General features: G+C 66.0%; 26 protein-coding genes. 17 read left to right on the forward strand and 9 right to left on the reverse strand.

The features are described from left to right. Nucleotides 1-166: 166 nt before the first annotated feature. Nucleotides 167-1,159: a hypothetical protein gene (locus tag ABZ909_RS39375; RefSeq protein ID WP_357010760.1), complete on the reverse strand. Its 993-nt coding sequence runs from the start codon at nucleotides 1,157-1,159 to the stop codon at nucleotides 167-169. A gap of 170 nt (nucleotides 1,160-1,329) precedes the next feature. Between ABZ909_RS39375 and ABZ909_RS39380 the strand changes: the two genes are divergently transcribed. Beyond that, nucleotides 1,330-2,220 carry an IclR family transcriptional regulator C-terminal domain-containing protein gene (locus tag ABZ909_RS39380; RefSeq protein ID WP_357010762.1) on the forward strand — a complete coding sequence of 297 codons (891 nt, stop codon included), beginning with the start codon at nucleotides 1,330-1,332 and terminating at the stop codon, nucleotides 2,218-2,220. On the opposite strand, the gene ABZ909_RS39385 is transcribed toward ABZ909_RS39380, so the two are convergent. After that, complete coding sequence (locus ABZ909_RS39385; protein WP_357010831.1) at nucleotides 2,175-3,122, reverse strand: redoxin family protein; 948 nt, start codon at nucleotides 3,120-3,122, stop codon at nucleotides 2,175-2,177. The two genes, ABZ909_RS39380 and ABZ909_RS39385, sit on opposite strands and share 46 nt — an antisense overlap. Before the next feature lie 306 nt (nucleotides 3,123-3,428). Next, entirely contained in the window at nucleotides 3,429-4,304 is an 876-nt protein-coding gene (locus tag ABZ909_RS39390; protein WP_357010764.1) for a LysR substrate-binding domain-containing protein, read from the reverse strand. A 123-nt stretch (nucleotides 4,305-4,427) separates the two neighbouring features. Here ABZ909_RS39390 and ABZ909_RS39395 point away from each other — a divergent pair, with 123 nt between their 5' ends. Genes ABZ909_RS39395 through ABZ909_RS39415 form a run of 5 tightly spaced genes read left to right on the forward strand, consistent with a single transcriptional unit; the run spans nucleotide 4,428 to nucleotide 9,449 of the window. Further along, nucleotides 4,428-5,876 (forward strand): form I ribulose bisphosphate carboxylase large subunit, encoded by a 1,449-nt coding sequence (locus ABZ909_RS39395; RefSeq protein ID WP_357010766.1) that lies wholly within the window; start codon nucleotides 4,428-4,430, stop codon nucleotides 5,874-5,876. A 16-nt stretch (nucleotides 5,877-5,892) separates the two neighbouring features. Next, nucleotides 5,893-6,315 (forward strand): ribulose bisphosphate carboxylase small subunit, encoded by a 423-nt coding sequence (locus ABZ909_RS39400; protein WP_357010768.1) that lies wholly within the window; start codon nucleotides 5,893-5,895, stop codon nucleotides 6,313-6,315. A gap of 25 nt (nucleotides 6,316-6,340) precedes the next feature. Beyond that, the gene (locus tag ABZ909_RS39405; protein WP_357010770.1) at nucleotides 6,341-7,435 is read left to right on the forward strand and encodes an AAA family ATPase; all 1,095 of its coding nucleotides are present in this window, start codon (nucleotides 6,341-6,343) and stop codon (nucleotides 7,433-7,435) included. A gap of 16 nt (nucleotides 7,436-7,451) precedes the next feature. Next, complete coding sequence (locus tag ABZ909_RS39410) at nucleotides 7,452-8,528, forward strand: class 1 fructose-bisphosphatase (RefSeq protein WP_354832763.1); 1,077 nt, start codon at nucleotides 7,452-7,454, stop codon at nucleotides 8,526-8,528. Nucleotides 8,529-8,570: 42 nt separating this feature from the next. Further along, on the forward strand, nucleotides 8,571-9,449 hold the full coding sequence (locus tag ABZ909_RS39415; RefSeq protein ID WP_357010772.1) for a phosphoribulokinase: 879 nt from the start codon (nucleotides 8,571-8,573) through the stop codon (nucleotides 9,447-9,449). 74 nt (nucleotides 9,450-9,523) lie between these two features. On the opposite strand, the gene ABZ909_RS39420 is transcribed toward ABZ909_RS39415, so the two are convergent. Both ABZ909_RS39420 and ABZ909_RS39425 read right to left on the reverse strand, forming a co-directional pair. Continuing rightward, nucleotides 9,524-10,111 carry an HdeD family acid-resistance protein gene (locus ABZ909_RS39420; protein WP_357010774.1) on the reverse strand — a complete coding sequence of 196 codons (588 nt, stop codon included), beginning with the start codon at nucleotides 10,109-10,111 and terminating at the stop codon, nucleotides 9,524-9,526. A gap of 71 nt (nucleotides 10,112-10,182) precedes the next feature. Then, nucleotides 10,183-10,854, reverse strand: a complete 672-nt coding sequence (locus tag ABZ909_RS39425) for a YoaK family protein (RefSeq protein WP_357010833.1) — start codon at nucleotides 10,852-10,854, stop codon at nucleotides 10,183-10,185. A gap of 186 nt (nucleotides 10,855-11,040) precedes the next feature. Here ABZ909_RS39425 and ABZ909_RS39430 point away from each other — a divergent pair, with 186 nt between their 5' ends. The 3 genes from ABZ909_RS39430 to ABZ909_RS39440 all read left to right on the forward strand — a co-directional run bounded on the left by ABZ909_RS39430 (nucleotide 11,041) and on the right by ABZ909_RS39440 (nucleotide 13,942). After that, entirely contained in the window at nucleotides 11,041-12,207 is a 1,167-nt protein-coding gene (locus tag ABZ909_RS39430) for a thiolase family protein (RefSeq protein WP_357010776.1), read from the forward strand. Between the two features lie 249 nt (nucleotides 12,208-12,456). After that, entirely contained in the window at nucleotides 12,457-13,566 is a 1,110-nt protein-coding gene (locus ABZ909_RS39435; RefSeq protein ID WP_357010779.1) for a winged helix DNA-binding domain-containing protein, read from the forward strand. Between the two features lies 1 nt (nucleotide 13,567). Next, nucleotides 13,568-13,942 carry a Tn3 family transposase gene (locus tag ABZ909_RS39440; RefSeq protein WP_357010835.1) on the forward strand — a complete coding sequence of 125 codons (375 nt, stop codon included), beginning with the start codon at nucleotides 13,568-13,570 and terminating at the stop codon, nucleotides 13,940-13,942. On the opposite strand, the gene ABZ909_RS39445 is transcribed toward ABZ909_RS39440, so the two are convergent. Next, nucleotides 13,875-14,351 carry a helix-turn-helix domain-containing protein gene (locus ABZ909_RS39445; RefSeq protein WP_357010781.1) on the reverse strand — a complete coding sequence of 159 codons (477 nt, stop codon included), beginning with the start codon at nucleotides 14,349-14,351 and terminating at the stop codon, nucleotides 13,875-13,877. The genes ABZ909_RS39440 and ABZ909_RS39445 overlap by 68 nt on opposite strands. Nucleotides 14,352-14,451: 100 nt before the next feature. On the opposite strand from ABZ909_RS39445, the gene ABZ909_RS39450 reads away from it, so the two are divergent. Both ABZ909_RS39450 and ABZ909_RS39455 read left to right on the forward strand, forming a co-directional pair. Next, on the forward strand, nucleotides 14,452-15,855 hold the full coding sequence (locus tag ABZ909_RS39450) for an MFS transporter (protein ID WP_357010783.1): 1,404 nt from the start codon (nucleotides 14,452-14,454) through the stop codon (nucleotides 15,853-15,855). A 66-nt stretch (nucleotides 15,856-15,921) separates the two neighbouring features. Next, nucleotides 15,922-17,064 carry a serine hydrolase domain-containing protein gene (locus ABZ909_RS39455; protein ID WP_357010785.1) on the forward strand — a complete coding sequence of 381 codons (1,143 nt, stop codon included), beginning with the start codon at nucleotides 15,922-15,924 and terminating at the stop codon, nucleotides 17,062-17,064. Between the two features lie 3 nt (nucleotides 17,065-17,067). Here the strand turns inward: ABZ909_RS39455 and ABZ909_RS39460 are convergent, their stop codons facing one another. Then, complete coding sequence (locus ABZ909_RS39460; protein ID WP_357010837.1) at nucleotides 17,068-17,502, reverse strand: hypothetical protein; 435 nt, start codon at nucleotides 17,500-17,502, stop codon at nucleotides 17,068-17,070. Between the two features lie 187 nt (nucleotides 17,503-17,689). On the opposite strand from ABZ909_RS39460, the gene ABZ909_RS39465 reads away from it, so the two are divergent. Next, nucleotides 17,690-17,977 (forward strand): hypothetical protein, encoded by a 288-nt coding sequence (locus tag ABZ909_RS39465; RefSeq protein ID WP_357010786.1) that lies wholly within the window; start codon nucleotides 17,690-17,692, stop codon nucleotides 17,975-17,977. A gap of 97 nt (nucleotides 17,978-18,074) precedes the next feature. Here the strand turns inward: ABZ909_RS39465 and ABZ909_RS39470 are convergent, their stop codons facing one another. After that, nucleotides 18,075-19,217 carry a M48 family metalloprotease gene (locus ABZ909_RS39470; protein WP_357010788.1) on the reverse strand — a complete coding sequence of 381 codons (1,143 nt, stop codon included), beginning with the start codon at nucleotides 19,215-19,217 and terminating at the stop codon, nucleotides 18,075-18,077. A 262-nt stretch (nucleotides 19,218-19,479) separates the two neighbouring features. Between ABZ909_RS39470 and ABZ909_RS39475 the strand changes: the two genes are divergently transcribed. After that, complete coding sequence (locus tag ABZ909_RS39475; RefSeq protein ID WP_357010790.1) at nucleotides 19,480-19,653, forward strand: hypothetical protein; 174 nt, start codon at nucleotides 19,480-19,482, stop codon at nucleotides 19,651-19,653. Then, nucleotides 19,650-19,775, forward strand: coding sequence for a hypothetical protein (locus ABZ909_RS39480; RefSeq protein WP_357010792.1), 126 nt, complete (start codon nucleotides 19,650-19,652; stop codon nucleotides 19,773-19,775). The genes ABZ909_RS39475 and ABZ909_RS39480 overlap by 4 nt, the downstream gene beginning before the upstream one ends. A gap of 639 nt (nucleotides 19,776-20,414) precedes the next feature. On the opposite strand, the gene ABZ909_RS39485 is transcribed toward ABZ909_RS39480, so the two are convergent. After that, nucleotides 20,415-20,771 (reverse strand): DoxX family protein, encoded by a 357-nt coding sequence (locus tag ABZ909_RS39485; RefSeq protein WP_357010794.1) that lies wholly within the window; start codon nucleotides 20,769-20,771, stop codon nucleotides 20,415-20,417. A 49-nt stretch (nucleotides 20,772-20,820) separates the two neighbouring features. Between ABZ909_RS39485 and ABZ909_RS39490 the strand changes: the two genes are divergently transcribed. From ABZ909_RS39490 to ABZ909_RS39500, 3 genes are all read left to right on the forward strand, one after another. Beyond that, nucleotides 20,821-21,192, forward strand: coding sequence for a helix-turn-helix domain-containing protein (locus tag ABZ909_RS39490; protein WP_357010796.1), 372 nt, complete (start codon nucleotides 20,821-20,823; stop codon nucleotides 21,190-21,192). 276 nt (nucleotides 21,193-21,468) lie between these two features. Next, nucleotides 21,469-22,440, forward strand: coding sequence for a prolyl aminopeptidase (pip, locus tag ABZ909_RS39495; RefSeq protein ID WP_357010798.1), 972 nt, complete (start codon nucleotides 21,469-21,471; stop codon nucleotides 22,438-22,440). Nucleotides 22,441-22,696: 256 nt separating this feature from the next. Beyond that, nucleotides 22,697-23,587, forward strand: a complete 891-nt coding sequence (locus ABZ909_RS39500; RefSeq protein WP_357010800.1) for a tetratricopeptide repeat protein — start codon at nucleotides 22,697-22,699, stop codon at nucleotides 23,585-23,587. Nucleotides 23,588-23,618 lie beyond the last annotated feature (31 nt).

Raw genomic sequence — 23,618 nt, forward strand, 5'->3', positions numbered from 1 at the left:
GAAAATGCCTGCACGCTCAGCCCGCCACCGAAGCCGTCGCCCAGCCCGTGCCCGAGCCGAAGATTGTCGACGGGTCCCGAACGAAGCTGACCCGCTGTATGACGAGAGGTCCTCAGCCACTGCGGCTGAGGACCTCTTTCGATCTCCTATATTCTGCTGGTCCCGTTCAGAGGCCGACCAGGGTGATGGCGGTTTGCACGTACGGGTACGCCTCTTTGATAATTTCGATCCAATTCGCCAGGGTTGTGTTCGCGTCGAGACGCCATGTCACCTCTTTAGCGCCGTTGAGATCGAGCCATGCCGCCGTCAGATTCGGATTCGATCCGTGGTCATTCCAATCCATGTCGCGCGATCCGCTGAGGATGCTGCTGTCCCCGGAAACCGAACCGCTGTGCTGGAGGACGAATGCGGTGCCGGTGTGTATTGCGATCACCGCGCACGACGCTGACACCTGGTAATCCGGGAAGCCCGAATCGTGGAGGTGTCCGGCGAATGTGAATGTGCCGTCACTATTGAGCGTGACCGTGGCCCAACCGCCCACGGGAGTGTTGTCTTTGAAAACGAGGGCGTCTTGTCCCGGCGTTCGGGAAGGGATGGTGATCTGGTCCGGAATTGCCCCGCCGACGGTCTCGAATGCGCCGGAGGCCGGAGTCCAATAGATCCAACCGTGCTGAAAGCTGCTGGCTCGGCCGATGCCGCGCGGTCCGGCTTGCTCGTCCGACGTCGGGTAGCCCAGATCACCCTGCTCCCACCCCTGGTCGGACCACTTCTTCCAGATGGCGCCGTGCACTTCGTGGACCGCGGGCAATTTGAGGTTTCCGATGCTGGAGACGTATAGGTAGATACCGCCGTATTCGAAATGAACGAAACTGCCGATACCGTCGGGCGTCGGTGCCTCCCGGATGTCGATCGGAAATCCCAGGAAACCCGTTGGACCGCCGGATTCCCGGTATTTGTCGAGTATCATCCCGCTGAGTATTCCGATCTTGTCCCCCTTTTCCCACATCATCCCCTCATCGAAGTCCTGCCAAATTCCGCCGTTGGCTGACTGCTGGTCGCCGACCGGGCTCCAGCCCTGCAGCTCACCGCGGCCCGCCAATGACCACGATTTGACGATGAGGTTCGGGTCCAGTGGATTGATCTTAATAGGTTCGGTCATTTCCTCTGCCTTGTGTATCGAACCCGAGCACCGGTTCGAACCCCCGATCCAGCATGCATCGAGAGCCGGAGCAGATGCACCACGGTCGTGCCACTGAGTGGCACAACAATCGGCGATGTCGGACAACTGGACTTGTTATGCTGTGTTGACCTGCGAATTCGGGGACAGCAATGACGGATGATCACACCGTGATCGGGCGTGCGGTCGCGATTCTCGATGCCGTGACACAGGCCGCGGGCGCTCCGATCTCCCTTGCGGCACTCACCCGCCGGACCGGGGTTCCGAAATCGACCGTGCGGCGCATCGCCGACGATTTGGTGGCTCGCCAGATGCTGGCAAGCACTCCGGAGGGCTACCTACCGGGCAAGCGATTGATCCAGCAGGGCATGCACGCGGCGCTGAACCTGGGTCTGGTGGCTACCGTCCAGCCGTACCTGCAGGAGTTGCACCTGCGCTCACGTGGCGAACTGGCGTGGTTCGCGACCGTTCACAACGGTGAATTGGTCATTACTGGAACGGTTTTCGGCCAGGAGTACGGATCGGTGATCACCGGTTCGGGGTGGCCCACGATGTCCGCCCTGGGTACCAGCCTTGTTCTCACCGCGGCCGGGCGCTTGCAGATCGCACACCATCCCGACCAGGCCGAGTATGTGCTCGGCGTGGGCTGTCGCCCGCTGACCAGATACTCGATCACCGATCGGAACAGGTTGCGATATCTGCTGAACCAGGCCCGCGACACCGGCCTGGCCACCGAGGCCGAACAGGTCATCGAGGGCTGGAGTTGCTCGGCAGCCGTCGTTCGCGATGCCAATGGCAACATGACCGGCGCACTCGGCCTGATCGGCCACAACGGCGACATCGCCCGTCGCCTCGCGGCTCACGTTCACACCCTGAGCAAGCAGCTGGAAGACGAATCACGTACCCGTCAACGTTGCGCGTCCGGCGATGCCACTCACGAGTGGTGGTGCAGCTATACCCGCGGCTATACCGGCACCGTGCCACAGATCCCGAAATTTCAGCCTCGAGCGGAGGCGACCCCGGCCAACCACTCCAGCACCTGATCCGCGTGCCGGTCCGGCGGGAACACCGGGTAGAAGACATGCTCGATGACCCCGTCCCGGATCACGAGAGTCAGACGCTTGTAGAGGTCGCGGCCACCCGACTCGAAGGTGGGCAGCGATAGTTCGGCTGCCAGGCGGAAAGAGGTGTCGGAGAGCAATCCGAACGGAAGGTTCAGGCGGTCGACGACCTCGCGCTGATATTCGGTGTCCTGACTGGACAGCCCGAGCACCTGGGCGACGCTGGCGGCCAGCAATTCACTGTGATGGTCGCGGAAGCCGCACGCCTCCGGGGTGCAGCCACGTGCGCCGGGGATCTCGTTCCACCCGAGCGGTATGTCGGTATCGGGCCGGCCGGTGAGTGGATACAGGTAGATGATCGTCCGCCCCGCAGGCAAGGCGGCCAGATCAACCTTGGTCCCGTCGGTGCAGTCGAGTACGAGCGCCGGCAGTTTCGTGCCGGGCAGGTGTGCCGCCGCGCCGTCGTCCTCGGGCACCGGCAGGTCCGCGGGCAGTGTTCGCAGGTCGGTCACCGGCGGCGTGACCCGACTGTGGCGATAGGCGGCATCGCGCAATCGAGCCGCCAGCGCGCCCCTGCGTTCAGTCAATGCGGTGATGCGCGAGTCGATTTCATCGATGGCCCGCTGGTACTCCGCCAGTGACGCCGGGCAATCATCGACAAGCTCTCCGCCCGAGGCGAGGCACTCGAGAAACGGCCGCGTCTCATCGACGGGAATCCCGAGTCGGCTCAACTCCTTGATCTCACGCACGAGCCGCGCGTCGCGCTCGGAGTACTCGCGGTAGCCGTTGCCGGAACGGCCCGGTGTGATCAAACCCATTGCCTCGTAGCGTCGAACCGCCTTCGGACTCACCTTCGCCAGCTGCGCAACCTGCCCTATTCTCACCCGCCGACGGTAAACCCTGTCCCCGGGGACAAGGTCAAGCGCGCCGATGGACCGCCTCCATGAGTCGAGAGCGACGGCGTGGGCGTAGCGCAGAGGTCGCCAGGCGATCCAGTCACGCGGTGGGCGCTTCTCGCACGGGTGCGACCGGGAGACGATGCGGACGGTCTTCGAATGGCGCCGGTGGGAATGGGCGGAGTGGCTATCGTGCGTGCGGAATGGCGACGGTCGGGTCTGTTGGGCCGGCAACAGCCGCATGGGTTGGTGACCCGCCTGTGGGCGGTCAGCACTTCCTGCTCGAAGCAGCGGTCAGACTCCGCGAAATGCCTTGTCGCCGACCCGGTCCGGATCGGTGATGTGGGACAGGAACAGGCGAGCGGCCGGCGCGGGTGTACGGGTAGTGACGACGTGCCAGGGACGGTTGAGCGGGGTGCCGTCGACCGGCAGGACCTCCAGGTGACCAGCGGCGAGGTCCGTGGCGATGGCGTCGGAGTGGATGAGGGTGATGCCCAGTCCCTCCCGGGCGGCGGCCAGTGCCGCGCCGTGGGTGCCGAGAGTCAGTGAGGGCGGGCGGATCTGGAGGCGGTCGAAGAGGGCGAGGGTGGTGTCGCGGGTTCCGGAGCCTTTGCCGCGGAGCAGCCAGGTGGCCTCACAGGGGTCCGGCCAGGCGTCGGGTGCGCCGACCACGACCAGCTGACAGGGGCGGCGGGCGCGGGTGACCAGCCCGGCGTCGCGGGGTGGGCGGCCGGCGATCACGAGATCGGTTTCGTGGTGGGTCAATTCGAGGTACAGCACGTCGCGGGGCTGGATGGACAGACCCAGTTCGATGTCCGGATACCGGATGCGGAAGGACGCGAGCAGCCGGAGCAGCACGTATTCGCCGGCGGTCGCTACCACGCCGATACGCAACCGGCCGGTCTCGGCTTCCTGGACCGCGGCGTGCGCCTCCTTCATCAAACCGAGGATGCTGCGGCAGTAGTCGGCGTAGACCCGCCCGGCCTCGGTGAGCGCGATACCCCGCCCGGATTTGGCGACGAGTTTCGCGCCGAGTTGTTTCTCGATGTGTGCTACGGCCGCGGAGGCCGCCGCTTCGGTGATGTGCAACTGTGCCGCCGCGCGGCGAATGCTGGAGTGCTTGGCAACGGCGAGAAAGGTTTCCATGCGCACCGCGCTCACCGTACCCATACTCAACGGTAGCAAACTTGACGAAAAGGTTGAGCGAGAACAGAAACAATCGAATTGTTTGTCGTTAACGGCGCCGTCATCCTGGGAATCACAAGTCGCCCAACCCGGTTCGCAGGAGGAATGATGGCCGGATCTGTCGATGATCAGCGCAGCCGGTGGGATCCGGGTGTGCAGTCGTACGCGTCGATGGGATACTACGCTCCCGACTATCAGCCCAAGGACACCGATGTCCTGGCGGTCTTCCGGGTGACGCCCCAGCGGGGCGTCGATCCGGTGGAGGCGTCCGCGGCGGTGGCGGGTGAATCGTCCACGGCCACCTGGACGGTGGTCTGGACCGACCGGCTCACCGCGCACGAGCGCTACCAGGGCAAGTGCTACCGCGTCGACGAGGTGCCCGGGCGCAAGGGCGAGTATTTCGCCTATGTCGCCTACGATCTCGATCTCTTCGAGGAGGGTTCCATCACGAACCTCACCTCCTCGGTCATCGGCAATGTATTCGGTTTCAAACCGCTGCAGGCATTGCGGCTGGAGGATATGCGCATTCCCGTGGCGTATGTCAAGACCTTTCAGGGTCCGCCGCACGGAATCGTCATGGAACGGGAGCATCTGAACAAATACGGCCGGCCGCTGCTGGGCGCCACGGTGAAACCGAAACTCGGCCTGTCGGCCCGCAACTACGGCCGCGTGGTGTACGAGGCCTGCCGGGGTGGACTCGATTTCACCAAGGACGACGAGAACATCAACTCGCAGCCGTTCATGCGCTGGCGCGACCGCTACCTGTTCGCGATGGAGGGCGTCAACCGCGCCATCGCCGAAACCGGAGAAATGAAGGGGCATTATCTCAATGTCACGGCCGCCACGATGGAGGACATGTACGAGCGCGCGGAATTCGCGAAATCGCTCGGCAGCTGCATCATCATGATGGACCTGACGGTCGGCTATACCGCCATGCAGTCCATGTCGAAGTGGGCGCGGCGCAATGGGATGCTGCTGCACCTGCATCGGGCCGGGCACTCCACCTTCACCCGGCAGAAGACCCACGGCGTCAGCTTCCGGGTCCTGGCCAAGTGGTGCCGGCTGATCGGCGTGGATCACCTGCACGCGGGTACGGTCATCGGCAAGCTGGAAGGTGATCCGCACACGGTCAAGGGCTTCTATGACACGTTGCGCGACAACCACATTCCGATGAACCCCGTCAACGGCATCTTTTTCGACCAGGACTGGGCCAGCCTGCCCGGTGTCATGCCGGTCGCCTCCGGCGGCATCCACGCCGGCCAGATGCATCAGCTGCTGGACCTGTTCGGCGACGACGCCATCCTCCAGTTCGGCGGCGGCACCATCGGGCATCCGCTGGGCATCGCCGCGGGCGCGGAGGCCAACCGCGTCGCTCTCGAGGCAGTGGTCAAGGCGCGCAACGAGGGTCGCGATCTGCTCAAGGAGGGCCCGGACGTGCTGCGCCGCGCCGCCGAGATCTGCCGCCCGCTCGATGTCGCGCTCGCCACCTGGGGTGACGTCACCTTCGACTACACCTCCACCGACGCCCCCGACGCCGTCCCGACGGCCTCCCGCTGAAAGTCGAGGAATCCCCATGCATCTGCGCCAAGGCACCTTCTCGCACCTGCCGGACCTCGACGACGCCGAGATCGCCGCCCAGGTCCGCTACGCCCTGCTCAACAACTGGCCGGTGTCCATCGAGTACACCGACGATCCGCACCCGCGTAACAACTACTGGGAGATGTGGGGTCTGCCGCTGTTCGATCTGGACGAGCCCGACGGGGTGCTCGCTGAGATCAACGCCTGCCGGGCCACGTTCCCGCGCTGCTACATTCGCGTGAACGCCTACGACGCCTCCTATGGCCGGCAGACCACGGCGCTGAGCTTCCTTGTACAGCGCCCCGCCCACGAGCCCGGTTTCCGCCTCGACCGCACCGAGTGCGACGATCGCCGCCAGCACTACGGCTTCCACGCCTACGCACTCGACGACCGTCCGGGCCAAAGGTACGGCGGCTGAACAGCTTTCGGAACGGGAGGATATCGTGAGCGCGGAACGCCCCGCGATACCGGGCGGCCGGCAGCCTGCAGCCGGCCGCCCGGCGGGCGGGTTCCAGATGCATCGGCCCGGGGTCACGAGCCCCGCACCGGTGCGCGGTACGGCCGCCGATGGTCCTCCCCGACCGGAGGATTCGGCGGCCGACCACCTGCACCGCCCCGTTTCCGGCCCACCTGAGATGCTGGCCGACGACGCCCTGCTGGATCTGTCGACGGATGTCGCGGGCAAGGACGTCGAGGACACTCTCGCCCGCCTCGACGCGGAACTGGTGGGTCTGGCGAACGTCAAACGCCGCGTGCGGGAAATCGCCGCATTGCTGCTGATCGATCGCGCTCGTCAGCGTTTCGGGCTCCAGGCTACCCGCCCGACCATGCACATGAGCTTCACCGGCGGGCCCGGCACCGGGAAGACCACGGTCGCCCTGCGCATGGCCGAAATGCTGCACGCCCTCGGGTACATCCGGAAACCCAAGGTGCACACCGTCACCCGTGATGATCTGGTCGGCCAGTTCATCGGTCACACCGCACCCAAGACCAAGGAGGCCCTGGCGAAGGCAGCCGGGGGAGTGCTGTTCATCGACGAGGCCTACTACCTGTTCCGCCCCGAGAACGAGCGCGACTACGGGCAGGAGGTCATCGAGATCCTGCTGCAGGAGATGGAGAACGAGCGCACCAGCCTGGTTGTCATCTTCGCCGGCTACCCGGACCGCATGGAGACCTTCTTCTCCGCCAACCCCGGCCTGTCCTCCCGGGTGGCCCACCACATCGAGTTCCCCGACTACACCCACGACGAGCTCATGGCCATCGCCGAACTCATGGTGCGCCAGGAGAACTTCCGCTTCGATCCGAAAGCCGCACAGGCTTTCTCGCGCTATCTGAAGCTGCGCATGGCCCGCCCCCGCTTCGCCAATGCCCGCAGCGTGCGCAATGCCCTCGAACGCTGCCGGCTGCGGCAGGCCAAACGCCTGGTCGAACTGCACCGGCCGGTCGGTCGCACGGATCTGATCACCCTGACGGACAGCGATGTCCTCGGCAGCAGCGTGTTCGCGGACGCCCTCGCCGACGAGGGGGCCCCTCCATGACGAATTGAGAGCGATTGTGCCCGAAGGATTGAAGACCCTCACCCGCTACACCATCGAGCAGGAGCACCGGCATCCCGGATCGTCCGGGGAGTTCTCGGCGCTGCTGAACGTGCTCGCCACCGCAACCAAGATCATCGGGAATCAAGTGACCCGGGGAGCGATCGTCGGCTCCCTGGGCGCTTCCGATGCCGAGAATCTGCCGGTCACCGTGCACCGGAAGATGGATGCCATCGCCAACGACATCATGGTGGCCGAGAGCCAGTGGACCGGACCGCTGGCGGCGCTGGTGTCCGAACAGATGCGCGAGTGCCATCAGGTGCCGACCGAGTACCGGCGCGGAAAGTATCTGCTGGCCTTCGATCCGCTGGACGGATCCAGCAATATCGACGTGAATCTGCCGGTGGGAACGATCTTCAGCGTGCTGCGCGCTCCGGAGGACGGGCGCGAGGCCGCCGGCACCGACTTCCTGCAGCCGGGCGTGCAGCAGGTGTGCGCCGGGTTCACGCTGTACGGGCCCGCGACCATGCTGGTGCTCACCACCGGCAACGGGGTGGACGGGTTCACGCTGGACCGCGAGGTGGGCGCGTTCGTCCTCACCCATCCGCGCATGCGAATCCCCGACGACACTTCCGGTTTCGCGATCAATGCCGCCAATGAGCGGTTCTGGGAACGCCCCGTCCGCCGCTATGTCCACGAATGTCTCGAAGGCGTGGACGGCCCGCGCGGACGGGATTTCAATATGCGCTGGGTCGCGTCACTGGTGGCCGACACCTTCCACATCCTGACCCGCGGCGGGCTCTACATGTATCCGCGCGATACGCGCAATCCCGAACGCCCGGGCCGGGTCTCGCTGCTGTACGGGGCCAATCCGATCGCCTTCATCGTCGAACAGGCCGGGGGCGCGGCCAGCACCGGGCATGAGCGGGTGCTCGATGTGCGGCCCGAGGAGCTGCACCAGCGAATCCCGTTCATCTTCGGCTCCCGCAACGAGGTCGAGCGGATCGAGCGCTATCACCGCGAACCAGAGGAGGGGCCCAGTTTCGACGCTTCACTTTTCGGTTCCCGCTCCCTGTTCCGCGCGTCCCGGCACTGAGCGGCCGGGTGAAAGCTGTTGTCCGGCAATCGAGGAGGTGCCATGTCGGTCAAACATCCCGTGGTCGCGATCACCGGGTCGTCCGGTGCGGGGACGACCAGCGTCACGCGAACCTTCCAGGAGATATTCCGCCGCGAGGGAATCAGCGCGGCCATCGTGGAAGGGGATTCGTTCCATCGCTACGACCGCAACGAGATGAAGCTGGCCATGGCCGAGGCCGAACAGCAGCGCAACCTGACCTTCTCGCACTTCGGGCCGGAGGCGAACCTGCTCACCGAACTGGAGTCGCTGTTCCGCGAGTACGGGGAGACCGGTGTGGGCGCGGTGCGGCGCTACCTGCACGATGACGACGAGGCCAAACCCTTCGGGCAGCCGGCGGGCACGTTCACTCCGTGGGAGGAGCTGTCCCCGGGCAGCGATCTGCTGTTCTACGAGGGCCTGCACGGGGCGGCGATCGGCGATGGGGTCGACGTGGCCCGCTATGCCGATCTGCTGGTGGGCGTTGTTCCCATTATCAATCTGGAGTGGATTCAGAAGGTGCACCGCGACAAGACCGAACGCGGCTACTCCAGCGAGGCCATCATCGACACCATTCTGCGGCGCATGCCCGACTACGTGAAGCACATCTGCCCGCAGTTCTCGCGGACCTATGTGAACTTCCAGCGGGTGCCCACGGTGGACACCTCGAATCCCTTCACCGCCCGGACCATTCCGACCGCGGACGAGAGTTTCGTGGTGATCCGCTTTGCCGATCCGAAGGTCATCGACTTCCCGTATCTGCTGTCCATGCTGCACGATTCGTTCATGTCGCGGCCCAACAGCATCGTGGTGCCGGGCGGAAAGATGGACCTGGCGATGCAGCTCATCTTCACGCCGCTGATCCTGCGGCTGATGGACAAGCGGCCCAAGCGGCTGCGCTGATCCGGGTTGTGCCGCACGAGAAACGGCGGCCGCCCGGGGATGGCGACCGCCGTGGGTTACGCGGATCGAACCGGTCAGACGGCGGTGGGCAGATCCTTGGCGCGGCTCTTCACCTGGAAGGCCGAGATCACCTCGAAGACGCCGATGGCGATCAGCCAGCAGCCGACCACCACGACCAGGGCTGTGATCGAGCGGAACGGCTCCACGATCAGCAGACCACCACCGACGATGAGCAGGATGCCGAACAGGATCTGCCAGGCGCGGGCCGGGAGGGCGGCATCGGACATCGCGGCCACCAGTACCGCGGTGCCGCGGAAGATCCAGGTGATGCCGATCCACAGCGCCAGCAGGCCGATGGCCTGGAACTCGTTCCGGAAGCAGAAGAAACCCAGAATGAACGACAGGATGGCGGTAATGAAGGACAGCACGCGCATCCAGGTGCTGATGTGCAGACCGAAGGCCGCGATCAGCTGGAAAACACCGGATACGAGCAGGTAGATGCCGAACAGGACACCGGCGACGACCAGGGTGGGTCCGGGCCATACCAGCACCAGGATGCCCAGCACCACCGAGAGAAGGCCGGTGACCAGGATCGACTGCCACGCACTGCGGGCCAGCGCATGAACCGGCCCTTCGTAAACTCCCTCTTTGCTGGTTGTCATGTTCAGCAGAATATGACCAGTTCGTGCCGTTTGCGTTCAATTAGCCAAGTGTTGCGCGGCTGTGACATGACTCAATCGTCGTCGGCGCTCAGGCGCGCGATGCGCCGCACCCAGCGAATGTCGGCCCGCCAGGTATATCCGGCGACCAGCAGCGAACCGACGACCGCGGCATTGAGCATCGAGGAACCGTTCACCACCAGCGACACCAGGCCACCGATGAGCGCGCCCGTGCTGAACGAAACATATTGCGTCGCATAGCCGAGCCAGTCACGGACAGTGCCGCCACCGAAGACGTGCCGCTCGATGCCCTGCGCGAGTTTCACCAAGGTGCCGGTGACGTAGCTGACCGGAATGGAGACCTCGCCGTTCTTGACGAAGGAGGTGTTGAGCGCGCCCATGCCGAAGGACACGAACAGGATCGGGACCAAGCCGATGATGCGCTCGGCGAGCACGGCGTCCGCGATGGCCGCGAGCAGCAGAGCGCCGGTGGTGAGCATGGTCGCGCCGTGCGGATGGTTGGTCCACCAGTACCGGCGGCAGATCGAGGCGATGAACACACCGGCCAGGAAGCAGGCGATGATCGAGGCCGCGCCGATGGCGAGGATGTAGTCGCCGACGAAGTTGCCGAGAATCGCGCGTTCCGTATTGCCGGTCATGAAGGTGATGAAATAGCCCTCCGAGTGGGTGTACGCGGCCGCGCCGATGAATCCCGCCAGCAGCGACAGCACCGCCGACAGCCGCATCTCGAGATCCCAGAAGGGCTCGTGGGGTTGCTTGCCTGCCGCAGTCACAGCAACAGGCTAGCAATCCACAACAGGCCGGCCCGGAGGTGAAAATCCGCGCCGGTGACGCCGCGCCGTTGGTGCGGTACAGTGCTTATGTTAACCGGAATTCGCAACTGGAATGCCCAGTGGGAACAAGGAGAAGTCATGACCTCCGCCGTCATCGTCGACGCTGTCCGCACCCCCTCCGGGAAGGGGAAAACCGGTGGCGGCCTGTCGGATGTGCATCCGGCGACGCTGCTCTCGGGCGTACTGGGCAGCCTGGTGGAGCGCACCGGGATCGATCCCGCGCTGGTTGACGATGTGATCGGCGGTTGCGTCACGCAGAGTGGCGAGCAGGCCTTCAATATCTCCCGCACCGCGGTGCTCGCGGCCGGCTTCCCCGAAGCGGTGCCCGCCACGACGGTGGATCGGCAGTGCGGATCCTCTCAGCAGGCCGCCCATTTCGCGGCGCAGGGCGTCATCGCGGGGGCCTATGACATCGCCATCGCCTGCGGCGTGGAATCCATGTCGCGGGTGCCGATGTTCTCCAACGCCCAGGGCCGCGACGCCAACCGCGGGCCGATCGCGCACCGATATCCGGACGGGCTTGTGCAGCAGGGCATTTCCGCCGAGGTGATCTCCGCGCGCTGGAAGTTCGACCGGACCGCGCTCGACGAATTCGCCGCGCGCTCACACCATTTGGCCGCCGCCACCGCGGCATCCGGAGGCTTCGACAACGAACTGGTCCCGGCGGGATCGCTCACCGCCGACGAGACCATCCGGCCCAGCACCACCGTCGAGGGCTTGGCCGGGCTGAAGCCCGCCTTCGTGGATGCCGAGTTCAAGGCCCGGTTCCCCGAAATCGAATGGTCCATCACCCCCGGCAACTCCTCGCCCCTCACCGATGGCGCGTCGGCGGCGCTCATCATGAGTGAGGAGAAGGCCGCCCAGCTCGGCCTGAAGCCGCGCGCCCGCTTCCACTCCTTCGCGGTCACCGGCGACGACCCGCTGCTCATGCTCACCGCCGTCATCCCCGCCACCCGCAAGGCGCTGGCGCGAGCGGGACTGTCCATCAACGACATCGACGTCTACGAGGTGAACGAGGCGTTCGCACCCGTGCCGCTGGTCTGGGCACACGAGCTCGGCGCCGACCCGGCCAAGCTCAACCCGCGCGGCGGCGCCATCGCCCTGGGCCACCCCCTCGGCGCCTCCGGCACCCGCATCCTCACCACCATGCTCAACCACCTCGAACAGACCGGCGGCCGCTACGGCCTCATGACCATGTGCGAGGCGGGCGGGCTGGCCAACGCCACCATCATCGAACGCCTCTGAGACCCGTGCCCGAATCGGTGCCGCAGGCCCGTTGTCGCCGCCGGCCGAACGGCAGCATCGAGGATGACCTAGACCGCTCGGCCGCAATCAGCTGAGCGGTTCCCACGCGTCGTGTCCGACAGGATGGCCTCGGAGGACGTTGCGCCGGAAGGGCGGCGGCGCAGCGGAGATGGCCGATCGTGTCGGGGGTCGGCCGTAAGCTGGGGCCGTCGTGCGGCTGGCGTACGGAGCGGGTGCGGGGGAGGCGTTGTGCGGGTTTCGTGGGATCAGGTGTTCAGCTGGCGGGTGCGGCGGCAGTTCGTGGATCCGCGGACGAAGGGCGATGCCGTGGCCGTGGTCGAGCGGCTGTGCGGGGTGCAGGCGCAGGTGACGTCGGCGGCGGAAACCGCTGTGGCGCTGCGACGTTCGGCGGGTGGGCCCGGTGCGGTGGTGGCGGCGCTGGGGGAGGGCGCGCTGATGAAGACCTGGGCCATGCGTGGCACGCTGCACGCGCTCGCTCCGGAGCAGGGGGCCGCGGCGTTGTCGCTCATGGCCTCGGCACGCACGTGGGAGAAGCCCGCGTGGACCAGGGCTTCCGGGGCGACACCGGATGATGTGGCGGCGCTGGTCAAGGCGGTCGGTGACATTCTCGACGGGCGCGTGCTGACTCGCGACGAACTGGTCACGGAGCTGATCGCCGAGCGGCGATTCCAGCCGCTGGAGGACCATCTGCGCTCCGGCTGGGGTTCGATGCTGAAGCCCCTGGCCTGGCAGGGCGCACTGTGCCACGGCCCGGCCCGCGGCACGTCGGTCACCTTCACCAATCCCGCGCACGTCATCCCCGGCTGGTCCGGCATCCCCGACCCGGATGCCGCCGCGCCCACCATCATCCGTGCCTACCTCGGCGCCTACGGCCCCGCCACCCCGGAAATCTTCAATACCTGGCTGATACGTGGCTTCCTGAGCAAACCAACTGTGCGCCGCTGGTTCTCGAACCTCGGTGAGGAGCTGACGGAGATCGAAGTCGAGGGCCGCCCCGGCTACTTCCTCACGGCCCACCTCGACGAACTCGCCAGGACCAAACCAACTTCCGCAGTCCACCTCCTCGGCCAATTCGACCAGTACGTCCTGGGCCCCGGCACCGGCGACACCGCCCTCCTTCCCGGCGACCACCGCGCCAAGGTCAGCCGCACCGCAGGCTGGATCTCCCCACTCGTCCTGACCGGCGGCCGGATCACCGGAACCTGGGACCTCGACAAAGGCGACCTGACCGTGTCCATGTTCGACAGCACACCCGTCCCCATCACCCAGATCACCGCCGAACTACCCCGCATCGCCGAGGCCACCGGCCAGCCGGTGAACACAGTCCGTTCTGCCTGAGATCGACTGTGGCGCACCGTGGTCGGCTTCAGACAACCGGCACGGTAAATCGGAGATCGAGTTCGGAATCACGAAGCTGCTGGGGTTCGAGAGGCCGCCGCGGATCAAGCTGATCAACAAGGTGAAGCTGTACCGGCCCGCAGCCGGGGAGCCGGACTTGAAACCGGCCAATGACCAGGCCCCAATCGGACAAAAATCGGTGGGCTGCCGCTGCCGGGTCACGGTACTGGTGGATTCCGGTGACAGGTCGGGATCGCGCATGTGCGCACGCACCGAACCTCGCTCCCCTGTTCCGAACCGAGTCCGCCTCAGTCACGACCGGGCAGCAGGGATGGGTCATGTGCGCCGGGGCCCAGTTGGGGGCGTAGGTCCTTGACGGTGAGGTGATCGCCGCATTCGGAGCAAACGGGTTGGACGGTCATGGTGTGGCCGCAGGATTTGTGGACGGATTCGATCGGGGGGCCGTCGGGGGCGGCCCATTCGTCGCCCCATTGGCGCATGGCGGCCAGGATCGTCCAGAGGGAACGGCCCTTGTCGGTGAGCAGGTAGTCGTAGCGGACCGGGTTGTCCTGGTAGGGCGTCTTATCCAGGATGCCTTGGGCAACAAGGTGTTCCAGGCGCTGGGTGAGGACGTTGCGGGCGATGCCGAGGCGGGAGCGGAAGTCGTCGAAGCGGGTGATGCCGAAGAGGGCGTCACGGACGATGAGCAGGGTCCACCATTCGCCCACCACCTCCAGGCACTGGGCGATGGAGCAGTTCATGTCCTCGAAGCTGGTTCGCCGCATGACCCCAGCATAGTCGGTTGCTTGAAGAGACTCACTCGCCTATGGTCCGTCTCATGAAGAAACTCACTCGGGCCGACGGCCGGACGCAGGGGGAAGAACGATGAACACCGCTGTCGTGCAGGAGGAGCGGCGGGCCGTCGATCCGCGAGTGGTGCTCGGGATCGTCGCGGTGGCGGTGCTGCTGTCCAGCCTGGACCTGTTCATCGTCAATGTGGCGCTGCCGCGGATCGCGCAGGACTTCTCGGGAGCCCGGATCACGGGACTGTCGTGGGTGCTCAACGCGTATTCGATCGTGTTCGCGGCGCTGCTGGTTCCCGCCGGACGTCTGGGTGACCGGAACGGGAACAAGACCGCGTTCCTGACCGGGCTGGGCGTCTTCGTGCTGGGGTCGGCACTGTGCGCGGTGGCGTGGAATACCGGTGCACTGGTGGCCTTCCGGGTCCTGCAGGCGGCGGGCGCGGCATTGCTGACACCGTCCTCGCTGGGCCTGCTGCTGGCCGCGACACCGGCCGAGCGTCGGGCGACGGCGGTGCGACTGTGGGTGGCGTTCGGCGGTCTGGGCGCGGCGCTGGGGCCGGTGATCGGCGGACTGCTGGTCGAACTGCATTGGCGCTGGGTGTTTCTGGTGAATGTGCCGCTGGGGATCATCGCGCTGGTGCTGGGAGCGCGGCTGTTGCCACGGCCGAATGGCACGGGCGGATCGATGCCGGACGGGGTCGGCGCGCTCATGTTGATCGGTTCGGTGGCGTCGCTGATTCTGGCCGTCGTCAAGGGCGAGGACTGGGGGTGGGGATCGCCCGGTGTCATCGGCGCATTCGCGGCGACCGCTGTGTTCGCGGTGGCGTTCGTGGTCTCGTCGCGCCGCCATCACAGTCCCGTCGTCGATCCGGGACTGCTGCGGGTGCCGAATTTCGCGCTCATGCTCGGCAATTCGCTGCTGTTCAATATCGCGTTCGCTGGGATGCTGCTGTCGGCGGTGCTGTGGATGCAGAACGTGTGGGGATGGTCGGCCTTGCGGACCGGGCTGGGGATCGCGCCCGGGCCGCTGATCGTGCCGCTGGTGGCGGTGTCGGCGGGCCGGCTGATCGCCCGGATCGGTGTCGGGCCGGTGCTCGCGCTGGGTGGGGTGTCGTTCGCGGCCGGAATCGTCTGGTGGGCGCAGGCGATCACGCTGCAGCCGGACTATCCGACCGGGCTGCTCGGCGGCATGCTGGTGACCGGTCTGGGCGTCGGCCTGACCATGCCGACCAGTGTGGCGGCCGGGACGGCAGGGCTGCCGTCACAGCAGTTCGCGACCGGGTCGGCGGTGCTGAGCATGGCGCGGCAGCTCGGAATGGCCGTGGGTGTGGCGGTTCTGGTGGCGGTGCTGGGTACACCCTCCGGCGCCCGGTCGACCCTCGACGCCTTCCAGCACGGTTGGTACGTAATCGCCGGCGCTTCGCTGGCAGCCGGTGTGCTGGGCTTGGCAGCGCGAATTCCGAAGGCCGCGCCGGTATCCGGGTAGATTCTCAGGGACGGTCTCAGGGGTTGTCCGGATGTCCCGGTCCGCGGTCGTCCCTACCATCGAGATATGCGAATCGGGCTGACGGTCACGGTGCTGGCGCTGGTGGGGGCCGCGGGATGCGGGAGTGTGACGACCTCGGTGCCGCAGCTGGTCTCCACCACCCCGATGGCGGTGTCGCCCAAGCGAGTCGAGCGGATTCGCGACGACATCGACGGGCTGGTGCGGGCCGGGACCACCGGGGTGATCGCGACCCTCACCGAGAACGGCCAGACCATCACCCTCACCGCCGGGGTCGGGGACCGCATCAGCCGGGCGCCGATTCCGATGGCCCCGCCGCAGCAGGTGCGGGTCGGCAGTATCTCCAAAACCTTTGCGGCGGCACTCATCATGCAGCTGGTGGCGGAGGGGAAGCTGCGCCTGGACGAACCCGTGGACAGCTACCTGCCGGGACTGCTGCGCGGCACCGGGGTGGACGGGCGCTCGATCACGGTGCGCCAGATCCTGCAACACCGCAGCGGACTGCCGGAGCTCTCCGATGACCCCGAACTCGACGAAGTGCGCGCCGCGGCCGGGGGCCGCACCTTCACTCCCGCCGAGGAGATCGCGATCGCGCTGCGCCGACCCGCGCAGTTCGCGCCGGGGGAGCGGTTCAAGTACACCAATACCAATTTCATCGTCGCGGGCATGCTGGTCGAAAAGGCGACGGGCAGAACGTATTCCGAGGAATTAGCGGGCCGCATCACCACGCCGAATCAGCTCGCCGACACCTATCTGCCCGGCCCGGGCGAGACCGGCTTCCGCGGCCCGCACCCGCAGGGCTACACCCTCGTCGGCGACCACCCCACCGACGTCACCCGCTCCGAGCCGTCGGTGGGGTGGTCGGCAGGCGGACTGATCTCCACCGGAAATGACCTGAACCGCTTCTTCATGGCCCTGCTCGCCGGGAAGATCGTCGCCGACGGGCAGCTGCACGACATGCTGACAATCCCGCCCCGTTCCCCGGACAGCGCCCTCGACTACGGTCTCGGCATCGGCGCGATCCAACTTCCCTGCGGCGCACAGTACTTCGGCCATGTCGGCGAGATCGCCGGTTACCTCACCATTTCCGGCGCCACCCGGGAGGGCCGCGCCGTGACCATCGCGATGAACGACTCCCCGGACACCGAGCCGGACATCACCGGCCTGGTAGGCGATGCGCTGTGTCCGTAGCCGTCAAAACTGCCCGGCGAGAAACCCGCTGAACAGCACCAGGAATCCACCGACCTCACCCACGATCAGCAACCCCATCGAGATTCGAGTGCCGAGCTTGTCGGTCTGTCCATGAAACTGATTCGTGGTATCGCGTCGCCACCCGTGATAGATGTACGTCGCGATCGCCGCGACGAAGAAGAACATAATCACCAGATCCGCAGTCAGATTCACCGCCGTCGACCAGGCACTCAGCTCGGTGAATACCGCAAGGAGCAGCGTTGCGAACGAGTACAGCAGTGTCGCCCGATGTGCGATATCAACGTACACATGTGCACTCGCATCCGGAGAAGCACGGACCTGCTGGTATTTCCACACCCCCAGCAGCAGCGCCAAAACGAACAGCAACCCCGCTGCCACCAATGTAACCCGGGTGTCGATCCCGAGCCCGACGCTCACCGCCGCCGCCTCGACCTGCCCCGCCACTTTCCCTCCATCACGTCCGCGTGTCTGGCCAGAACCATAACGCGTCGCACTATGACTCGACCGCCATGAGCCGAGTACGGCGCCCGAGCATCCCCGGGGTTCCGGGATCCGGCGCGTACGGTGACCTTGCCCTGACATCCCGTTTCGAGTGAGGTTGCCGGTGACCGAATTGCCCATGTGGGCCGACGATCCCGGGGCGCTGGGGCTCACCGAGAAGCAGTACGACGAGCTCCCGGACACCCTGCGCACACTGATCGAAATCATCGACGGGAACGTCATACGCTCCAAGTGCGGCAGTGCGGAACACAGCGATGTCGCTCGGCGGCTTGCCAATCATCTCGAAGCGGCGAAGCCCGACGCCCCCTGCTTGCGGGTCTCATCGATGTCGACGTTCATTTCACGAGGAGGAGGCGAGACGGGGCCTTCTCGTTCCGTCGCCCCGATGTGACGGTCCACCGCTGCGTCGAACGCGGCACCAAACTCACCAGCGCCGATGCCAGGACTCTCAATAGATGCGCAGGCCATAGTGCGGAGTCCGTCAGATCTCAAGGTAGGCAGCCCATTCGGGCCCGGATCGTTGCGATCCTCTGGTCGGTGGACGGGTGACTGTCGAGCCAGTTGACGATCGGTGGCAACGTCGGCTCGGCCGGCTCGGCCGCCCACTGCCGCAGGACCTCGCACAGCTCCTGGCCGTATCCGAGCTCGACCGCGACCCTGTCGGCCCGGGTCTCGCCAAGCCGCGACAGAGCCGCCTCGGCCAACGGCTGAGCGACGAGTAGCACGACCAGGACGAGCGCACCGAGCCAGCCGAACAGCAGGATCAACACCACGCCGATAGTCAGGTAGACAGTGAGTAGCCCAGTCCCCCAAGCGATGACGGATGCGAACATGGCACACTCAGGGACCTGCCAGTCTCGCCGTTCGGCCTCGACCCGGACGAAGAGTACGGTAGCCATCACGACATGCCCGATGAGGCGGAAGATGAGCGTGAACGGCAGGCCATACCACCGTGCGAGCAGGCGCACCCAGTGCGGGCCGTCCAGATGGTGACCGAGTTCGTGGGCGAGTACCGCCTCCAGTTGCCGTGGGGGGAGTCGGAACACTGCCCAATCGGTCGCTCCGACAAGGCGACCCGCGGCGGCGAACGCATTGACTGTCTTGGAATCCTGTACCCACAGCGAGTAGACCGAACCATCCACACTGGCCGCGCTGGTGACCGTTCCCCACGCGGACTCCAGCATGCCGCCCTCGTCCGGCGACGGCCGCCGGAACCGGTAAGCCACCCGGGCCACCATCGCGGTGTCCTGCGGAATGAAGACCGCAACTCCGGACACCAGCCAGACCGCCGCGAGAAATGCCGCAGCCTGCCAGTCCAGCAATAACCCAGGCGCGCACACGACAACCCCGGCGATCACAATCGTCGGCAGCGAAACCAGCAGTGCCGCAGGTGGATAGAGATATCGCTCAAGACGCTCGCGCCACCGTTGCCCGGGGATCAGTCGACGCCATCGTGATGGCACCTCCTGGTAGTCGCCATGCGACGAGGTCGACGGTGGCGGTGGTCGTGGAGGCGACGAGGGTCGCACGCGATACCGGCTGTTGCGCGTCCGACCGGTCTTCGGCGGCACCGGCATTGGATTGGGACGTCGCCGGTAACCCCCATACCGGCCACGATGCTGTGCGGACATGGCACGGATCCCTTCTTGCGCAAAGATGGTGCAAGGCAAGCTCTCACACGCCGCGTAACGGCACCTTATGGTGCGCTTGCATTCCCGCCGAGCTCGAAGACGTGACGTCGTCCTGGCCGCACCAACATGAACACCGCCACCAACCGCGACTCGCGCTGGTTGTTGCCCGGCCAGGCGAGCGGGGCAGCCAATGCATCTGGAGACTTTGGGTGGATTGTTGAAAGCCCTTGGCGTTCCGAATGTTCCGGGCCGGAAATCGGCCATGCAGCAGCACATCCAGCAGATGCCCGCCCCCGTCGTCGCCGCTCTCGGCCGCCACCTCGTCACCACCACGAAGCTCGCCGCCGAGGCCGCAACCACCCGGAGCCGCTACGTCGCCGCGCCTCGGTTCCGGTCACTGGAAACCGTCGAAAACACGCGACAGCTGAATAGGTGAGCTCACCAGTCTTCTGGCCCCTGCTCCTCTCCGGCGAGGCCGCCCCCGACCTCATCGCGGAGTTGCGCCTGAAGCACGACATTCACCAGCTGACGCCCCTGCAGAATCGCCCGGTGGACTGAGCGGCAACGGTGCGGCGTCCGAACGCTGCCCCGGTAATTCGGGGCAGCAAAATCAAATTGAATTTCACGGATTTCAAATACGATCCGCGCCCATGATCTCGAAAACCCGGGCGGTCCGAACAGGATTCGCCGCCCTCGTCCTCGCGGCAGGCCTCCTCGCGGTCGCGAGCCCAGCCACCGCCGAAATCCCCCTCACTCCGATCAGCCTCGCCACGAGCGAGACGCCCCAGGCCCCAGCTACCGCCGAGCCGATCCTGGACCTCGGGTCCTCCAATCCCTTCCTCCCAGTCGGCACTACCGGGTCCGGTCCCGGTTCCAGCAACTGCCAATTGGGCATAGTCGCGGGGTGCTATGTCCCAGGCGGGCCCCACTGACAGCGTGGATCGAGCACGCGTTCCGCGGCGGCACTCTTGCGCGCATCGCCCTCGAAGCGGGGCCATAGCCCGGGCGAGGAAAGGGAAAGGCCCCTCGCGCATGGCGGGTTCATGCGGTCGTCGCAACGCTCTCGATTCCAGGCGATCAGGGGAATACCGACCGGTTGAATACGGGTCGCTACCAGTCCCACGCCCCATGGCCTTGTCGTCTTCCCGTGGGGAACTTCTCCGCGACTTCAGCCGGCCGCCGAGGTAGAACGTGAGCTCAGGCGACGAGAACATTGAGAACGAGCACGACTGACGTCGCGATCGAGAACGCGAGGAAGATCATGGCTCCCAGCATGTTCCGGTCGCCGCTGCGGAGGTGGGCGACGATCGCGCCGCCGAAGTAGAGCACCAGCCCGATCGCGGCGGCGATCGCGAAGGGCGGGAACCAGATTCCCCAGAGGAGACCGACCGTCGCCGCGATCTGCAGGCTCCCGAGCACGGTGAGCTGGGAGGTGGTGAGGTGGACCGCTTCGGCGAATTGGCGTATCCACGTGGGGCGGACGAACTTCATCACTCCGGACTGGAGCATGGCCAAAGCGAGCAGGACGGACAGGATCAGGGCTGCGATGTGCATGACGGCTACGCTAGGAATCCGATAGGTACCTTTTGGTAACCTTCGGGCCGTGAGTCCCCCTGCCGGAATCATGTTCATGTCCGACTGTCCCGCGCGCACAGCAATCGAGATCGTCGCGAACAAGTGGTCCGTAGTCACCCTGTACGCGCTCAAGGATGGCCCCAAACGGCCCAGTGAACTTGTCGCTCTGTCCGGCGGCATCTCCCGGAAGGTGCTCACCCAGACCCTGCGCCGCCTGCAGAGCAGCGGCCTCATCGATCGACATCGGTACGCCGAAGCGCCCCCACGTGTGGAGTACAGCCTCACCCCACTCGGCCGGACGCTCGAGGAGCCGATAGCGATGCTGACGGAGTGGGCGCAGGCGCACGGAGAAGCACTCCTCGACTTCCAGGAATCGACAGCCGCGAACCAGACGCACTAGGTTCCGGACAGCCCTTACCTTATGTCTCGCGAACGAACATTCACGAGACACCCTGATGCTGTCGGTTGCCGGATTGAACGCCCTCAACTCGGCATAGATGGCGCGTTCGGCCGGCCTCGGATGGCTACGGCCGGTTGATCTTCCGCCACGTCACGCTGGCCGGTTCGGTCAGCGCGATCCGCGGCAAACGAGTGTGTTCTGCGCGAGCTCTTCGGCGTTGGTCCGCACGGCGAGTGGCCGCGCAGTCTGCGATCTGGCGCAAGTACTGTTGTGGCTGTGTCTGGTTCCGTTGTGCGGCAGCCGTTTCCTGAGATCGAGCCCTATGCGTCGGGACTGCTCGATGTCGGTGACGACAACCAGATCTACTGGGAGACCAGCGGGAATCCGCACGGCCGGCCCGTGCTGGTGGTGCACGGTGGTCCCGGCGGTGGGGGACGACGCGGAGCTCGCAAAACCTTCGATCCCGACCTGTTCCGGATCGTGCTGTTCGATCAGCGCGGCTGCGGTGAGAGCGTGCCGCACGCCTCCGACCCCGAGGTCGACATGGCGTACAACACCACCGAACATCTGCTGGCTGACATGGAGCTGTTGCGCGAGCACCTCGGTATCGAGCGATGGGTGCTCTACGGCGGCTCGTGGGCTTGTACCCTGATCCTCGCCTACGCGCAGCGCCACCCGGACCGGGTCATCGGGATCGTGCTGGTCGGGGTGACGATGACCCGACCGCGGGAGATCGACTGGCTCTATCACGGCCTGCGGTTGCTTCTGCCGATCGAATGGGACCGGTTCCGCAGCGGAGCACCTGCCGCATACCGGGACGGGAATCTGGTCGAGGGATACAGGCAACTGATGGAGCATCCGGATCCGGCCGTACGCGAGCAGGCCGCGCAGCAATGGTGTGTCTGGGAGGATGCGGTGATCGCGCACGAAACCCTCGGCGCACCTGGCCAATACAGTGCCAAGCTGGATTCGGCGCAGTTGGCGTTCGTGCGGATCTGTACTCACTACTTCGCACACGCGGCCTGGCTCGGCGACGGCCAGCTGCTTCGTGACGCACACCGGCTCGCGGGAATCCCCGGCGTCCTCATCCATGGTCGTCTCGACCTGTCTGCGCCATTGCTTACGGCTTGGGAACTCACCCAAGCCTGGCCGGAAGCAGAACTGAGGATCATCGACGACTCCGGGCACACCGGCAGCCCAGCCATGGCGACCAGCATCTACGACGCCGTCGCCCGATTCGCCAACTAAGCGCACTGCCAGCCAGGTATAGGTACAGCCCAACGCCCTGGAATCGGCAAGAGCGGATGCTCTGCGCCGCACCAGGTTCCGCCCGCCGGGCGCTCGAGACGAAATCCTCGCCTACCTTCGCGAGCGCCTCGCCCCGGAACCGACTGCGTAGCCTCCCGAGCCGGTAGGCGCAACGGTCACCGAGATGTCAAGATTCGTTCGGCCCCAGGATATTTCGGGGCAGGACAACTGATCGTGGTCCGATACCCTCGTTGGAATGTCCCTCGACATCACCCTGGCGACCGTGTTGGCCCACTGCGGCGGTGATCCCGAACAGGCTGCCCACCACCTGTCTCGCGCGATCGCAACCGCGCCGGCCGACCCCGCGGCCTACGCGGCGGCGGCCGAGCTGCTGCCCGAACTCGGTGAGTTGGCCGACGACGACCTGAGGGTCGCACCGATCGTGGCCTTCCGCCACTTTCTGGACGGCCGGATGGACGATGCCGCGCTCACGCTCGGTACGCTCAGCGGCGTCAGCCCGCGGTTCGCATGGGCTGACGCTCCCTGGTTCTCCGAGGCGTCTTTCCTTTCCGGGGTAACCATCGCAGCTATGCGTGAGGCGGTGTACCGACTCTTCGACCACACGGCGGTGCCTGCCGACGCAGCCGCCCGGCCCTGGCTCCGGGCGGTCGAGACGGTCACGTCCCGTGCAAGTCTTGGCCCCGAAGACCTGGCCGGAATGGCGATCTCGCTCCGCCTTTTAGGCCGAATGGACGAGTCGCTGGCTCTGTGCGACCGCGCCGATGCAATGGCCCGAACCATGCTGACGGAGGTCGTCCGAGGCGGAACCTGGCGGCTTCTAGGGAACCACGACGAAACGGCCGCCGCATTCCGTCGGGCCCTCGCTCTGGAACCGGACAATTGGTCACTCCATCTCGACTTGTCCGACGTGTACGCAGAGCGGGGTGACCATCCCGCCGCTCTCGCCGCTGCCCAGGCGGGCCTGAGCCACGCCCCGAACGAACCCAAGTTGCTCGCCGCTCGGGCAGCCCACCATGCTCGTCTTGCCGGCACCGCCGAAGCACTTCGTGAATTCGAGCGCCTGGCCCCCGACGTCGATCCCGACTACTGCCGATGGCTCCGCGAACAGGCCACAGGCGCAGCCTGAGAGACACGGCCAGCACAGATTCCGGCTCAGC

The organism is Nocardia sp. NPDC046763, from assembly GCF_040645495.1.
In the GTDB taxonomy this organism is placed as follows: Bacteria; Actinomycetota; Actinomycetes; order Mycobacteriales; family Mycobacteriaceae; genus Nocardia.

Coding starts and splice junctions, on each gene's coding strand:
- ABZ909_RS39475 (WP_357010790.1), top strand. CDS start 19,480: ATGCAGCAGCACATCCAGCAGATGCCCGCCCCCGTCGTCGCCGCTCTC.
- ABZ909_RS39425 (WP_357010833.1), bottom strand. CDS start 10,854: ATGCGGCTGTCGGCGGTGCTGTCGCTGCTGGCGGGATTCATCGGCGCG.
- ABZ909_RS39500 (WP_357010800.1), top strand. CDS start 22,697: ATGTCCCTCGACATCACCCTGGCGACCGTGTTGGCCCACTGCGGCGGT.
- ABZ909_RS39430 (WP_357010776.1), top strand. CDS start 11,041: ATGACCTCCGCCGTCATCGTCGACGCTGTCCGCACCCCCTCCGGGAAG.
- ABZ909_RS39455 (WP_357010785.1), top strand. CDS start 15,922: ATGCGAATCGGGCTGACGGTCACGGTGCTGGCGCTGGTGGGGGCCGCG.
- ABZ909_RS39395 (WP_357010766.1), top strand. CDS start 4,428: ATGGCCGGATCTGTCGATGATCAGCGCAGCCGGTGGGATCCGGGTGTG.
- ABZ909_RS39485 (WP_357010794.1), bottom strand. CDS start 20,771: ATGCACATCGCAGCCCTGATCCTGTCCGTCCTGCTCGCTTTGGCCATG.
- ABZ909_RS39450 (WP_357010783.1), top strand. CDS start 14,452: ATGAACACCGCTGTCGTGCAGGAGGAGCGGCGGGCCGTCGATCCGCGA.
- ABZ909_RS39470 (WP_357010788.1), bottom strand. CDS start 19,217: ATGTCCGCACAGCATCGTGGCCGGTATGGGGGTTACCGGCGACGTCCC.
- ABZ909_RS39445 (WP_357010781.1), bottom strand. CDS start 14,351: ATGCGGCGAACCAGCTTCGAGGACATGAACTGCTCCATCGCCCAGTGC.
- ABZ909_RS39380 (WP_357010762.1), top strand. CDS start 1,330: ATGACGGATGATCACACCGTGATCGGGCGTGCGGTCGCGATTCTCGAT.
- ABZ909_RS39415 (WP_357010772.1), top strand. CDS start 8,571: ATGTCGGTCAAACATCCCGTGGTCGCGATCACCGGGTCGTCCGGTGCG.
- ABZ909_RS39375 (WP_357010760.1), bottom strand. CDS start 1,159: ATGACCGAACCTATTAAGATCAATCCACTGGACCCGAACCTCATCGTC.
- ABZ909_RS39390 (WP_357010764.1), bottom strand. CDS start 4,304: ATGGGTACGGTGAGCGCGGTGCGCATGGAAACCTTTCTCGCCGTTGCC.
- ABZ909_RS39400 (WP_357010768.1), top strand. CDS start 5,893: ATGCATCTGCGCCAAGGCACCTTCTCGCACCTGCCGGACCTCGACGAC.
- ABZ909_RS39420 (WP_357010774.1), bottom strand. CDS start 10,111: ATGACAACCAGCAAAGAGGGAGTTTACGAAGGGCCGGTTCATGCGCTG.